Here is a 12,924-nt window from a genome sequence, read left to right on the forward strand (position 1 = left end):
GATGTCGCGAGCATACGCAGGCGCTCAAGGGCGGGCGTTGACGTGGATCAAGCGGGGTGAGCTGCCCGGCCTCAGTGCCCCATCAGCCAATGCTGATGCGGCCCCGGCAAGGTCCAGAGGCCAAACACGATTACCAGCAACCCTCCGGCCATGCGAACACCTCGTTTGCGCAGCAGGACAGTGGTGCGCTCGGCGGCAAGTCCGGTGGCCAGCAGAACGGGCCAGGTGCCCAGCCCGAAGGCCAGCATCAGCAAGGCGCTATGGAGAGGATTGCCCTGGCTGGCGGCCCAGAGCAGGGCGCTGTAAACCAGCCCGCAGGGCAGCCAGCCCCACAGCGCGCCGAGCAACAAGGCGCGGGGCAGGCTGGACACCGGCAGCAAGCGGCTGGCCAGCGGTTGCAGGTATCGCCACAGGCCTCGGCCCAGGCGCTCGATATGCGTCAGCCCGCTCCACCAGCCAGCCAGATACAGCCCCATCACGATCAGCAACACTGCGGCGATGACCCGCAGACCCGTTGCCAGCGGACTTTGCGCGACTGCCCAGCCGACCAGCCCGGAACCCAGGCCGGCAACCGTGTAACTGAGAATGCGCCCAAGGTTATAGGCCAGCAGCAGCCGGAATCGACGGCTGCGCTGTTCCTTGGGAATGGCCAGTGTCAGCGCTCCCATGAGGCCGCCACACATCCCCAGGCAATGGCCGCCGCCCAGCAGCCCGAGAATGAGCGCCGAGAGCAGCGTCGAAGCAAGTTCAAACATCGTGTTTCTCGTCAGCGCCAGGCCGTTGCTGTTCTGGCCGGGCATGATCCACTGACGGCGGATCATCGAACAATATGCTGTGCGCCGGGCCTTCCATATCGTCGTACTGGCCGCTGTCCACCGCCCAGAAGAACACGTAGATCGCAACACCCACCAGCAGCAGCGCAGCAGGGATCATGATGTAAAGCGCGGGCATGAAACCTCCGGGGCAGGTTGTGACGTCAGGGTACGGCGCGGCATGCGGGTCAGGCGCAAGGCGTTGAGCACTACGGTCAATGAACTGAGCGACATGCCGATGACCGCCCATACCGGGGTGATCCAGCCCAGTGCCGCGAATGGCAGCATGAGGCCATTGTACAGGCTGGCCCAGAGCAGATTTTCGATAATGACCCTGCGCGTACGTCGGGCCAGATTCAGTGCGTCGATCAGCACCGGCAAACGGTTGCACAGCAGCACGGCGTCAGCGCTGGTTTTTGCAAGGTCGGTGGCTGAGCCCATTGCCACACTGATGTTGGCAGCGGCCATGACCGGGACGTCATTCACCCCGTCACCGATCATCAGCACCTTGCGTCCCTGAGCCTGAAGTTGCCGCAGCACCTCCAGCTTGTCGTCCGGGCGCATACCGCCACGCGCTTCCTCTATCCCCAGCGCCTGCGCGACACTGGCGACCATCGGTGAGCTGTCTCCGGACAGCAGCAGCGTTTTCCAGCCTCGTGCCTTGCAGGCTTGTAACAAGGTGCCTGCATCGTCGCGCAGTCGATCGTCGAGTACCAGCCAGGCCAGCGGCCCTTGCGCATCGCCCAGCAATAGCCACTGGCCGGACTCATCGGTGATCACCGGCGGTTCAGTGCAGCTCGGCGCACAGACGAACGGCGGCTGGCCGATGCGCAGCAGTTTCCCGTCAACACGTCCTTCCAGCCCTAGCCCCGGTGTGCTGTGCACCTCTTCGGCGGCCCTTGACGCTCGACCAAAGGCGCGGGCAATAGGGTGCTCGGAACGGTTTTCCAGCGCCGCCGCCAGCTCAAGACAGCGGCTGGCGTCCAGTTCGCGTAGCGGGTGAATGCTTCGCAGCGCCAGATGTCCCTCGGTCAGGGTGCCGGTCTTGTCGAAGATGACTGTGTCGATCTGATTCAGGCCCTCCAGTACATGACCTCGGGTCAGCAACAGACCAAGCTTGTGCAGCGTGCCGGTGGCTGCTGTCAACGCGGTCGGTGTCGCCAACGACAGCGCGCAGGGGCAGGTGGCAACGAGCATTGCCAGGACAATCCAGAATGCACGGGATGCGTCGATTTGCCACCAGACAACGCCGATCAGCGCCGCCGCCGTCAGCGAAAACAGTAGAAAGGTCTGTGCAGCCCGGTCGGCAATCTGCGCGAGACGGGGCTTCTGCGCCTGGGCGCGCTCGAGCAGGCGGACAATGGCCGAAAGACGGGTTTCCTGACCCAGCGCCGACACGGCAATGGTCAGCGGACTCTCGACATTCAACGTTCCTGCGGTGACCGCATCGCCCGCGCTGCGCACTTGTGGCAGGTACTCGCCGGTCAGCAGTGACTCATCGATACTGGAATAACCTTCGAGGATCCTGCCGTCAGCCGGGATAACCGCACCGGGGCGCACCAATATACGATCAGTCAAACGCAGTTCGCTGAGCATGATGCGCTGGCTCTGGCCATCGTCACCAAGGCGCAGGCATGAGGCAGGCAGCAGGTTGACCAGCTGCGCCGTGGCTGCCGCTGTGCGCTCGCGGGCACGGCGCTCCAGGTAGCGTCCGGCCAGCAGGAATAATGCAAACATGCCTACCGCATCGAAATACAATTCGCCAGCGCCGGTGACCGCAGTCCAGATGCCGGCGACATAAGCCGCGCCTATTGCCAGCGACACCGAGACGTCCATCGTCAGTTGACGGCTGCGCAGGTCGCGCAACGCGCCGCGGAAGAACGGTGCGCAACTGTAAAACACGATCGGAGTGGTCAGAAACAGCGCCACCCAGCGCAGGATGGTGTGCATCTGCGGGCTGAGGTCGATGTTGAACTCCGGCCAGGTGGCCATGGTTGCCATCATTGCCTGAAACCACAGCAGACCAGCGACACCCAGTTGCCGCAACGCCAGACGGTTTTCACTTGCCAGACGTTCGGCGGCGCGATCGGCCTGCCAGGGGTGAGCGACATAACCAATTGTGTGCAGCTCGCTCAGCAACTGACTGAGGGCAAGCTGGTCGCCGCGCCAGCGTACGTGCAGGCGATGGGTGGAGAGGTTCATGCGCGCTTCGGCCATTGCGGGCAAGCGGCTCAGACGTTTTTCGATCAACCAGCCGCAGGCTGCGCAACTGATGCCCTCGACAAGCAAAGTGGCTTCTGACAAATCGCCTTCGTGGTGCACGAAAGGAGCCTGTACTTCAGGGCGGTCGTAGAGTGCCAATTCATCGATCAATTGCGTGGGCAGGCTTTCCGGGTTGGCCGAGGCCTCGCTACGATGGCGGTAATAGCTTTCCAGGCCGCTGGCGACGATGGCCTCGGCCACCGCCTGACAGCCGGGGCAGCACAGCTCCCGGGGTTCACCGAGCACAACCGCCGTGAAACGGCCGCCGGCCGGCACGGGCAGGTCGCAGTGGTAACAGCGCATTGGAGTGGCGCGGGGCAACGTCGCCATGTTCAGTCTTTCCGGCGTTGTGCGGCTTGCAGGGGTTCGTCGCCCAAGGTCAGGTCAGCAGCGTCGACCTGCTCTTCTTCGAACAGACGCCAGGTCTGGTCGCCTTCGACACCCAGCAGTTCCACAAAGCGCCGACCCTCGACCCGGTCTTGCAACTGCCCGATGTAACGGCCCGGTTCAGACGGGCTGCGGGTCAGGAACACACGGCGATCACTGGCAGGGCGCGTCGGCGAAATAAGGTTCAACTCCAGACGCTCCGGGTTGCTGTTGCCGCTCAGGCGCAGCTCGACTTCGCCGGTCAACTCGTCCAGATGTACACGGGCGTGCAGTTTGAGGTTTTGCGCAAGCATTTCCCTATTAAGCGAGCGATTGATGCCCTTGCCGGCCTCGTAGTAGTTATCGGTGACCAGTGGGTCAGGGTTGGTCACTGCGATGAACACCATCGACAGGCTCAACGTCACCGAGCAGGTCAGAATGGCGATGATGATCCATGGCCAGAGGTGCCTGTACCAAGGGCTTGCAGCAGTCGCAACGGGCATGACGGTGCTCTTAACGAAGAGGTGGGCCGATGAAACGGCTTTTGGTGTCGACATGTGTGTCGCTGTCGATGTCCTTGAGGGTAAAGGTGACTTCGTTGCTGTGTGCCGGGAGCTTTTCGGGCGCGCTGGACAGCTCCACCGGCAGGCTGACGATCTCGCCTGCCGGGACGTTTATTTCCCGACGGCCCTGCAATTTCAGGTCGGGCAGGCCGCTGGCCTCCAGCACATAGCCGTGATCCACCTGATCCTTGTTCATCACTTTCACGGTGTAGACGTTTTCGATACGGCCTTCGGCGTTTTCCCGAAAAAGCATACGGTCCTTGCTGACCTCCAGACCCACCAGCCCACGCATGCAGAAGGCCGCGATCAGCAGCCCGATCATCAGCAACAGAACCAGTGCATAACCGATCAGGCGCGGGCGCAAGGTGCGGGTGCGCTGCCCGGACAGATTGTGTTCGGTGGTGTAGCGAATCAGGCCGCGAGGGTAGTCCATCTTGTCCATGACTGTATCGCAGGCATCGACGCACGCCGCACAGCTGATGCATTCCACCTGCAGGCCGTCACGAATGTCGATGCCGGTCGGGCAGACCTGCACGCACATCGTGCAGTCGATGCAGTCACCCAGCCCCAGTGCCTGAGGATCAGCCTCCTTCTTGCGCGGGCCTCGGGCTTCGCCACGATTCTGGTCGTAGGAGATGATCAGCGTGTCCTTGTCGAACATCACGCTCTGGAACCGCGCGTAGGGGCACATATAGATGCACACCTGCTCGCGCAGCCAGCCTGCATTGAGGTAAGTGGCCAGGGTGAAGAAGCCGACCCAGAAATACGCCCAGCCATCCGCTTCGCCCGTGAACAGATCAATGCACAAGTCGCGAATGGGAGAGAAGTAACCCACGAAGGTCATGCCCGTGGCAAAGCCGATCAGCAGCCACAGGCTGTGCTTGGCGAGCTTGCGCGCCAGTTTGCCGGTGCTCATCGGGGCATGGTCAAGCCTGATACGCTGGTTGCGATCGCCCTCGGTGACTTTCTCGCACCACATGAACATCCAGGTCCAGACGCTTTGCGGGCAGGTGTAGCCGCACCATACCCGTCCGGCATAGACCGTGATGAAGAACAGCCCGAAGGCTGCAACGATCAGAATGCCGGACAACAGAATGAAATCCTGCGGCCAGAACGTCGCGCCGAAGATGTAGAACTTGCGTTGCGGCAGGTCCCACCAGACCGCCTGGTGCCCACCTTTATTGAGCCAGACCGTGCCAAAAAAGATAAGCAGCAACACGGCACCGCCCAGCATGCGCACATTGCGAAACAGACCTTTAAACGCGCGGGTGTGGATTTTCTCGCGCGAGGCATAGAGGTCGATGAATTCGCCGCTTTTTTCGGATGGCGGTGTGATGTCGTGTACCGGAATCTGGTTGCTCATTGATGGGTCCAGCGGCGGTGGAGTAGCCCGGGCCGATACAGGTCAGGCACGTTTACATCCGCGTTCAACGTGACGCACGTGAATAAACGGCCGCTTCTTCATTCAACTGGCTGACCCAGGGGTTGAGCAGCGCGACCCCGCACGACTGAAAGTCGATTGTGTTGCGTGTGACCACGGTCATGCCATGCACCAGCGCAGTAGCCGCGATCAACGCATCGCATTCGCTGCGCGGGTCGGGGACATGCAGTTGGGCGCAGCGCCTTGCGACCTGAGTGTCGACTGTCAGGATACGCCCGGCGAACGCTTTCAATACATGCTGCTCAAGCCACATTCGCAATGCTGCGCCCTGTGCCGGGTCGCGGCGTTCGATACGCAGGATACCTGTTTCGAGCTCAAGAATCGTGATGGACGAGATGAACAGGCTGGACGCCATCTGGGTTCGCGACCAACGGAGCACGTTCGCATCGGCGTTGCGTTTTCTGAGTTCTGACACCACGTCGGTGTCGAGCAGGAACATCAGGACAAATCAACCGGTCGAGTCGTGATGACAGCCCGTTGCGGCTCGAATTCGATATCGAGGTGCGTCGGCATGATCAACAGGTCAGCGATGCTCGCTGCACTGCCGGTCAGTTGCAGGTACGCCTCGATCGAAAGCAGCACATGGGCAGGGCGGCCTCGGTCGGTAATGAACACCGGGCCTTCATTCGCGGCCTTCTTGGCCCCGCTGGTGTCTTGGTTGAATTCGCGGCTTGAGAGGGTAGTTGTCATGAAAGCGACCTCCGGAATGGGCAGACACATCGTTGTCATAGTGAGCAATTCTAAGCGTGTAGAGATGTAACTACAATGCGTGCAGTGACGCACATTACTACCGCGCACTGCTTGCCTGGTATCCCGATGCTAAAAATCCACTTGATCTGATGGTTCCTGACGCAGCGTTATGCAGTGCTTATCTGCATGCGCGTCAATGCGCGTCGTCAGCTTCTCTTGGTATTTCAGATTGTAGAAAGGCGAAATTTATTACCGAAGCCCGTCACGTAGGCGTGGAGTAATAAGCAGCCCCTATGACTGGGTTACTTGTTAAAAAACGTCGTGCCGTTTGTCACTCAAAGAACTGCCGTCGGTATCCAATAGCCGACCTATCAGTTCTGATAGTAGAGTTTCAGCAGATGTTTGTAATAATGAATACAGCCGAAATGCTCTGAGTAACGCTTTCTGTCCGCGTTTGGGTTCTGGGATTTTAGTTTTCATGAGGGTTTTGATATGTCTAACTACAGGCTTTTTCCTTGTGCGTTGTTCAGCACATTGTTATTGATGTGCGGGTGCGTTAGTGATGTGAAAAATGAAAGCCCAGACGCTGTGGTGAGCACGGGCGGGGTCGGGCCTAAGGGCATAATAAGGCATATTATATTTGCTTCTGACCCTCAATACCCTTGGTCAAAGGATAAAAAAAACACAGAGGACAGTCTGGGCGCTTTGCCGCACCAGCAATCGCAGGGCGTCCTACTGCAATCCCGCTCCTCGGTTAACGAGGTTAGTACTGAAGACCTCATCAGAAATCAATATTCTGCGATACAAAAATGGCGTGCCGGAGCCATGGGCGGGACCGGCAATAACCCGGTCATCATAAACGGAGACATGACGGCGTTTGGCCACGGCGAGGAAAGGGCATTTTTGTACGGGACACTGGATTCAATATTATCGACGAATTGGTATTTTGGACTTGGTAATCATGATTACAAGAATAATATAGACAGCTGTGAAAATAATGGCTGCGCCCGAGACAGTATGGAGGACCTTGCAGGCCGGATGGGCGGTAATCGGATGGATTATAGCGTTAATGAAAGCGGATTTATTCATACCACCAAAAAGTATTCAGGAAGCTTTGCGTACTTTAAGGATTTTGGACGTGTGCGGTACATTCAGCTGAATTTGGACCCTTCATATACAAACTGGTTTTATTCTTCAGGTGTATGGACAACAAATGAGTTTGATATTTTGTCACCCGTTGAGAATGGCTGGCTGGAGAATCTGCTGATTCAAGCAAGGGATAATAGAACATTTGTCATTATTGGTATGCATGACGCAGAGGAATGGACCCGGACATCCGATCCACGTACTCAAGCTATCCTCACTAAATTTCGTAAACTGTTAAAGGAGTATGATGTCTCAGCCATTTTTGCAGGTCACTTTCACACCGCTGCTGGAATATATCCAAGTCCCTATGAAGGTGTACCCGTTTTTCTGAGTGGTTCGGCAACTGAAGAGACTTTTCTCATCGCCGATATTGATGAGAGTTCAAGAAAAATTTCCGTCTGGCTCGTTAGAAATAATACTCCCGAGACCGCGCAACATCTGGGTGTGTTTCCTCTCAAACAATCAGTTAAAACTCCACCAACCGACGAATATGACAATGCGGGGAGTTGGGGAACCTGGGGGCCATCGGCACGGTGTCCAAGTGGACTGTACATAAACGCTTTTGATGTAAAGGGGGAAAAATGGCAAGGCGACGATGACGATACGGCCGTCAATGCGATCGTTATGTACTGCCACGATGATGTCGGCCTGAGAAGCAAAGAAGGAGGATGGGGGACTTTTTCAGGATACAGGAAGTGCCCTGCCGACCAGGCGATCGTTGGATTTCAGTTGAAAATGGAGCCCTCTCAAGGGGACGGAGACGACACAGCAGTGGACTCTGTCAGGTTTGTTTGTGAAGGGGGACAGTCCATAGCCGCAGCCTATGACACAAGTTATGGCGTTTGGAAAAAAACTTTCCGCTGTCCTGCCGGAATGGTTGCTATCGGTTTTGAAACACGCGTCGAAGACTATCAGGGGGACGATGATGATAAGTACGACGACGATACGGCTTTGAACGGCATGAGGATGAAGTGCGGTTCCAAGCCTTGATGTGTCGGCAATGGCAGTCGTGAGGGTTTCAGGCCGTCACGACGCCAGGCGCACTGTCTGTAAGAGCCGTATCACTCTTTTTCAGCAGTCTGCTCCTGGCGGGACAGGCTGTAAACATAGGCAGCCAGAATGTGAACCCGGTCATTGCCTTGCAGTGCCTGCTGAGCGGGCATCTGGCCCTGGCGGCCATCGCGAATGGTCTGCTGCAACTGCGCGAAGCTGGAACCGTAGATAAACGCGTTGGGATGCGTCAGGTCCGGCGCGCCGAGAATCGGCATTCCCTTGCCTTCTGGCCCGTGACAGGCAACGCAGAGTGTCGCGAAGGTCTTCTGGCCCGCGACCGGGTCAGCTTTGGCACCTTCGGGCAACTGCCGGGCGTCCAGTTGGGTCAGCACGTAGGCCGACACATCACGCACACCCTGTTCGCCCAGCACTTCGCCCAGGGCGGGCATCACGCCCATGCGCCCGGCCATGATCGACGTCTTGATCGCCTGAGCGTCGCGGCCCCAGCGCCAGTCGGCATCGGTCAGATTGGGAAAGCCGTAGGCGCCTTTCGCGTCAGAGCCGTGGCAGACCGAGCAGTTGGAGGCAAACAGGCGAGCACCGATTTTCAGTGCCTGCGGGTCTTTGGCTACCTCCTCGACGGGCATGGCGGCGTATTTGGCGAACAGCGGGCCATAGCGGGCCTCGGCAACGGCCACTTCCCGTTCCCATTCGTGGACACTGCTCCAGCCTTGCTGGCCGTCGGAGAATTGCACTTTGCTGTCCTTGTCCCGATAGTCGTAACCGGGCAGCAAACCCTTCCAGTTGCCCAAGCCTGGGTACAGGACTAGATAACCCAGCGCAAAAACGATGGTCGCTATGAATAGATAGAACCACCATCTGGGTAGTGGGTTGTCGTACTCCTCAATGCCGTCGAACGCATGGCCGACGGTCTCATCTGTCGGTTCGTCGGGCTGACCTTTGCGCGTGGACAGCAGCAGCCAGAGCATGGCGATGATTGTGCCCAGCGTCAGGACCGCGACGTACAGGCTCCAGAACGTACTCATGGTTGGTCTTCCCGTTCAGCCCTGGCGCGCTCGACCCTGCCTATGGCCTCGGGGTCATCCGCGAAAGGCAACAGGGTCGCATCGTCGAAGTGCGCCTTGCGGGCAGGGCTGAACACCCACAGCATCAGGCCGATGAACGCGACCATCACGACCAGTGTGCCAAGGCCTCGAATCATTCCGATGTCCATCATGTTCACCGTTTGCTCTTGATGAGCGTGCCGAGGCCTTGCAGATAGGCCACCAGCGCGTCCATTTCAGTCTTGCCCTGCACGGCGGCGGCCGCACCGGCGATGTCCGCGTCGGTGTACGGGGTGCCAAGGGTACGCAGCACTTGCAGCTTTTTTGCCGTCTGCGTGCTGTCGATCTTTTTCTCGGCCAGAAACGGATAGGCGGGCATGATCGACGTTGGGACCACGTCCCGAGGGTTATTCAGGTGCACACGGTGCCACTCATCCGAGTAGCGACCGCCGATCCTGGCCAGGTCCGGCCCGGTGCGTTTGGAACCCCATAGAAACGGATGGTCCCAGACGCTTTCGCCCGCCACCGAGTAATGCCCGTAGCGTTCGGTTTCGGCGCGTAACGGCCGGATCATCTGCGAGTGGCAGCCTACGCAACCATTGGCGATGAATACATCGCGGCCTTCCACCTCCAGCGCGCTGCGTGGTTTCATGCCGTCGATCGGTTGATTGGTCACATCCTGAAAAAACAGCGGGACGATCTGCGTCAGCCCGCCGATGCTCACGGCAATAACCATAAAGAACGCCAGCAGGCCGATGTTTTTTTCGAGCACATCATGTTTCATCAATGCGCTCCCACGACGGCAATGCGCGCAGCTGCCTCGGCCGCCTGCGGGTCAGAGGCTCGCACTGTATGTATCACGTTGTAGGCCATCAACAGCATGCCGCTGGTGAAGATGGCACCGCCGATGGCGCGCACGATGTAGCCGGAGTGACTGGCCTGCATGGTCTCGATGAAGGAATAGGTCAGCGTGCCGTCGTCGTTCACTGCACGCCACATCAGGCCCTGGGTGATGCCATTGACCCACATCGAGGTGATGTACAGCACAGTACCGACGGTCGCGAGCCAGAAATGCGTGTTTATCAGGCCGACACTGTGCATGTGCGGACGGGCGTAGAGTTTCGGGATCATGTGATAAACCGACCCGATGGTAATCATCGCCACCCAGCCCAATGCCCCGGCATGTACGTGGCCGATGGTCCAGTCTGTGTAGTGCGACAGCGAGTTGACGGTCTTGATTGCCATCATCGGGCCTTCAAAGGTCGACATGCCATAGAACGCCAGCGAGACCACGAGAAAGCGCAGTATCGAATCGGTCCGCAACTTATGCCATGCACCCGACAGCGTCATCATGCCGTTGATCATCCCGCCCCAGCTGGGTACCAGCAGAATGATCGACATGACCATACCCAGCGACTGTGCCCAGTCTGGCAGGGCGGTGTAGTGCAGATGGTGCGGTCCGGCCCAGATATACAGGGTGATCAATGCCCAGAAATGCACGATGGACAAACGATAGGAGTACACCGGGCGCTCGGCCTGTTTGGGCACGAAGTAATACATCATGCCGAGAAAGCCGGTGGTCAGGAAAAAACCTACGGCATTGTGCCCGTACCACCACTGGATCATGGCGTCGGTCGCTCCGGCGTAGGCCGAATAGGACTTGAACAGGCTGACCGGCAGCGAGATGTGGTTGACGATGTGCAGCATGCCGGTCACCACGATGAATGCGCCGTAAAACCAGTTGGCGACATAGATATGCCGGGTCCGGCGTTTGACGATGGTGCCGAAAAATACCGCAGCGTAGGCGGCCCAGACGATCGCCAGCAGAATGGCCACCGGCCATTCAAGTTCGGCATATTCCTTGGTAGTGGTGTAGCCCATCGGCAGCGTCACGATGGCGCCGACAATCACGGCTTGCCAGCCCCAGAAGGTAAACGCCGCCAGGCCATCGGAAACAAGCCGCGTCTGGCAGGTGCGCTGCACCACGTAATAAGAGGTGGCAAACAGCGCGCAGCCACCGAACGCAAAGATCACCAGGTTGGTGTGCAACGGCCGCAGGCGTCCGAAGGTGGTCCATTCAAGTTCCAGGTTCAGTCCCGGCCAGACCAGCTGCGAAGCGATGAACACGCCCAGGCTCATGCCGATCACGCCCCAGACCACGGTCATGATGGCAAACTGGCGCACCACTGTGTAGTTGTAGGTCGTCGGACTGGTTGTTGTGTTCATTACAGAATTCCACGATTCAGATGTTGACCGCAGACGTAATCGGGCTCGGGCGATGCATCGCTGTAAATGGCATCGAGGCACACGAAAAGGCAGGGGCAGGAACAGACAGGCACATTAGCGAGCGTCAAATGGTTGCAGCAGACGTGTGTCGACGAGTTTAGCTTTGAAAGAAGGGTGTGGGAAGCCGCAGCGCGGAGCGGATAATCTGCGTTGTATTGTCAGCGAGTATTCCGCACCCCGTTGCAGGGTGCGGAGTTCACGCATCGCCGCTGGATTGGAGCAAAGCGGTGGCGACCCTCGCGTACAGACGAGTTGATCAGGACTCGCGCAAAGACTGTCACGCATGTTCAATCGGCGGTTGCATCTGTCATAGCCCAGCAAACTGGCCTGAGCAGGCATATGACTCTGGCGACCGACTCAGCGGTTCTGTTGCAATTGTGCGAGGCCAGTACCGTCAATGAAACCGCCCGGCGGTGTCAGGTTTGGGGCGCTCATCGCCTTGGTACTTTTACCTTGTGCACCTTGGCAGATTAACCGGGCGGACCTGAATGGTGGCTGTCCGGCAGGGCGTCCCTGTCGATGCGTCCACGCGCTCTGCGCTTGCGCGATTCACGCAGGCTTCGCGGTTATAGTAGCGGGCTACTCTGAGACTCATCTGAACGAGGCAAGCATGAGCAAAGGCCCACAGCCCGGCATCGGCAAGGATCAATGGCTGCAACTGATCAACGAAAAAGGCTGGTTATGGACGCCCACCCTGCGGGCAGACGCGCACGAGGCGCCCACCTTGCTGCTGGCACATGGCGCAGGCGCACCGATGGACAGCGATTTCATGAGCCACATGGCCACCGATATTGCGGCGCAAGGCGTCAGCGTCCTGCGCTTCGAGTTTCCTTACATGGCCCTGCGGCGTCACGGCGGCAGCAAGCGTCCGCCCAATCCGCAGGCGCAATTGCTGGAATGCTGGCGAGAGGTCTATGCCTTGGTCAGGCCTTTTGTGGCTGGGCGACTGGCTGTTGGCGGCAAGTCGATGGGCGGGCGAATGGCCAGCCTGATTGCCGATGATATCGAGGCGGATGCGCTGGTTTGCCTGGGGTATCCGTTCTATGCCGTGGGCAAGCCGGAGAAACCGCGCGTGGCCCATCTGGCTGAATTGAAGACACCTGCTCTGATCGTTCAGGGCGAGCGCGATGCGTTGGGTAATCGCGAAGCAGTGGAGGGTTATGCGTTGTCCAGCGCTATTCAACTGCACTGGTTGCCGACCGCCAATCACGACCTCAAACCATTAAAAGTCGCAGGTATCAGCCATGAACAATGCCTGGTCGAGTCGGCGCAAGTGATTGCCCGCTTTCTGCGCACCTGAT

At 58.7% G+C, this 12,924-nt stretch carries 13 protein-coding genes; 2 read left to right on the top strand and 11 right to left on the bottom strand.

Features of this window, described 5'->3' with window-relative positions; genetic code table 11:
- Positions 1-71 precede the first annotated feature (71 nt).
- The 7 genes from RYB66_RS18575 to RYB66_RS18605 all read right to left on the bottom strand — a co-directional run bounded on the left by RYB66_RS18575 (position 72) and on the right by RYB66_RS18605 (position 6,134).
- Complete coding sequence (locus tag RYB66_RS18575; protein WP_316893277.1) at positions 72-755, bottom strand: sulfite exporter TauE/SafE family protein; 684 nt, start codon at positions 753-755, stop codon at positions 72-74.
- Positions 748-951 (bottom strand): cbb3-type cytochrome oxidase assembly protein CcoS, encoded by a 204-nt coding sequence (gene ccoS, locus RYB66_RS18580; protein WP_002554255.1) that lies wholly within the window; start codon positions 949-951, stop codon positions 748-750. The genes RYB66_RS18575 and ccoS overlap by 8 nt, the downstream gene beginning before the upstream one ends.
- Complete coding sequence (locus RYB66_RS18585) at positions 930-3,404, bottom strand: heavy metal translocating P-type ATPase (protein ID WP_044299346.1); 2,475 nt, start codon at positions 3,402-3,404, stop codon at positions 930-932. The genes ccoS and RYB66_RS18585 overlap by 22 nt, the downstream gene beginning before the upstream one ends.
- 2 nt (positions 3,405-3,406) lie before the next feature.
- Positions 3,407-3,943 carry a FixH family protein gene (locus RYB66_RS18590; RefSeq protein ID WP_005744593.1) on the bottom strand — a complete coding sequence of 179 codons (537 nt, stop codon included), beginning with the start codon at positions 3,941-3,943 and terminating at the stop codon, positions 3,407-3,409.
- Between the two features lie 10 nt (positions 3,944-3,953).
- Positions 3,954-5,366, bottom strand: coding sequence for a cytochrome c oxidase accessory protein CcoG (gene ccoG / locus RYB66_RS18595; protein ID WP_005744594.1), 1,413 nt, complete (start codon positions 5,364-5,366; stop codon positions 3,954-3,956).
- Positions 5,367-5,430: 64 nt separating this feature from the next.
- Entirely contained in the window at positions 5,431-5,883 is a 453-nt protein-coding gene (locus tag RYB66_RS18600) for a type II toxin-antitoxin system VapC family toxin (protein WP_005780474.1), read from the bottom strand.
- Positions 5,883-6,134, bottom strand: a complete 252-nt coding sequence (locus tag RYB66_RS18605) for a type II toxin-antitoxin system prevent-host-death family antitoxin (RefSeq protein WP_057404212.1) — start codon at positions 6,132-6,134, stop codon at positions 5,883-5,885. The genes RYB66_RS18600 and RYB66_RS18605 overlap by 1 nt, the downstream gene beginning before the upstream one ends.
- A 564-nt stretch (positions 6,135-6,698) precedes the next feature.
- Here RYB66_RS18605 and RYB66_RS18610 point away from each other — a divergent pair.
- On the top strand, positions 6,699-8,270 hold the full coding sequence (locus RYB66_RS18610) for a metallophosphoesterase (RefSeq protein ID WP_316895111.1): 1,572 nt from the start codon (positions 6,699-6,701) through the stop codon (positions 8,268-8,270).
- Between the two features lie 71 nt (positions 8,271-8,341).
- On the opposite strand, the gene ccoP is transcribed toward RYB66_RS18610, so the two are convergent.
- From ccoP to ccoN, 4 genes are read right to left on the bottom strand one after another with little or no spacing between them, the layout of a single operon-like run.
- Positions 8,342-9,319 (bottom strand): cytochrome-c oxidase, cbb3-type subunit III, encoded by a 978-nt coding sequence (gene ccoP / locus RYB66_RS18615; RefSeq protein WP_316895113.1) that lies wholly within the window; start codon positions 9,317-9,319, stop codon positions 8,342-8,344.
- Positions 9,316-9,507 carry a CcoQ/FixQ family Cbb3-type cytochrome c oxidase assembly chaperone gene (locus RYB66_RS18620; protein ID WP_002554248.1) on the bottom strand — a complete coding sequence of 64 codons (192 nt, stop codon included), beginning with the start codon at positions 9,505-9,507 and terminating at the stop codon, positions 9,316-9,318. Before RYB66_RS18620 ends, ccoP begins: the two co-directional genes overlap by 4 nt.
- A gap of 5 nt (positions 9,508-9,512) precedes the next feature.
- Complete coding sequence (ccoO, locus tag RYB66_RS18625) at positions 9,513-10,121, bottom strand: cytochrome-c oxidase, cbb3-type subunit II (RefSeq protein ID WP_005744599.1); 609 nt, start codon at positions 10,119-10,121, stop codon at positions 9,513-9,515.
- A complete protein-coding gene (gene ccoN / locus RYB66_RS18630; RefSeq protein WP_316895116.1) occupies positions 10,121-11,563 on the bottom strand; it encodes a cytochrome-c oxidase, cbb3-type subunit I in 1,443 nt (480 codons plus the stop codon). Before ccoN ends, ccoO begins: the two co-directional genes overlap by 1 nt.
- Before the next feature lie 670 nt (positions 11,564-12,233).
- Here ccoN and RYB66_RS18635 point away from each other — a divergent pair.
- On the top strand, positions 12,234-12,923 hold the full coding sequence (locus RYB66_RS18635) for an alpha/beta family hydrolase (RefSeq protein WP_005780481.1): 690 nt from the start codon (positions 12,234-12,236) through the stop codon (positions 12,921-12,923).
- Position 12,924: the final 1 nt, after the last annotated feature.

Source organism: Pseudomonas syringae group sp. 243L2, assembly GCF_032587875.1.
GTDB classification, from domain to species: Bacteria; Pseudomonadota; Gammaproteobacteria; order Pseudomonadales; family Pseudomonadaceae; genus Aquipseudomonas; species Aquipseudomonas amygdali.

What these genes read in the sequence shown, in the direction of transcription:
- RYB66_RS18575 (WP_316893277.1), bottom strand. Translation starts at nt 755, where the DNA reads ATGTTTGAACTTGCTTCGACGCTGCTCTCGGCGCTCATTCTCGGGCTG.
- ccoS (WP_002554255.1), bottom strand. Translation starts at nt 951, where the DNA reads ATGCCCGCGCTTTACATCATGATCCCTGCTGCGCTGCTGCTGGTGGGT.
- RYB66_RS18585 (WP_044299346.1), bottom strand. Translation starts at nt 3,404, where the DNA reads ATGGCGACGTTGCCCCGCGCCACTCCAATGCGCTGTTACCACTGCGAC.
- RYB66_RS18590 (WP_005744593.1), bottom strand. Translation starts at nt 3,943, where the DNA reads ATGCCCGTTGCGACTGCTGCAAGCCCTTGGTACAGGCACCTCTGGCCA.
- ccoG (WP_005744594.1), bottom strand. Translation starts at nt 5,366, where the DNA reads ATGAGCAACCAGATTCCGGTACACGACATCACACCGCCATCCGAAAAA.
- RYB66_RS18600 (WP_005780474.1), bottom strand. Translation starts at nt 5,883, where the DNA reads ATGTTCCTGCTCGACACCGACGTGGTGTCAGAACTCAGAAAACGCAAC.
- RYB66_RS18605 (WP_057404212.1), bottom strand. Translation starts at nt 6,134, where the DNA reads ATGACAACTACCCTCTCAAGCCGCGAATTCAACCAAGACACCAGCGGG.
- ccoP (WP_316895113.1), bottom strand. Translation starts at nt 9,319, where the DNA reads ATGAGTACGTTCTGGAGCCTGTACGTCGCGGTCCTGACGCTGGGCACA.
- RYB66_RS18620 (WP_002554248.1), bottom strand. Translation starts at nt 9,507, where the DNA reads ATGGACATCGGAATGATTCGAGGCCTTGGCACACTGGTCGTGATGGTC.
- ccoO (WP_005744599.1), bottom strand. Translation starts at nt 10,121, where the DNA reads ATGAAACATGATGTGCTCGAAAAAAACATCGGCCTGCTGGCGTTCTTT.
- ccoN (WP_316895116.1), bottom strand. Translation starts at nt 11,563, where the DNA reads ATGAACACAACAACCAGTCCGACGACCTACAACTACACAGTGGTGCGC.
- RYB66_RS18635 (WP_005780481.1), top strand. Translation starts at nt 12,234, where the DNA reads ATGAGCAAAGGCCCACAGCCCGGCATCGGCAAGGATCAATGGCTGCAA.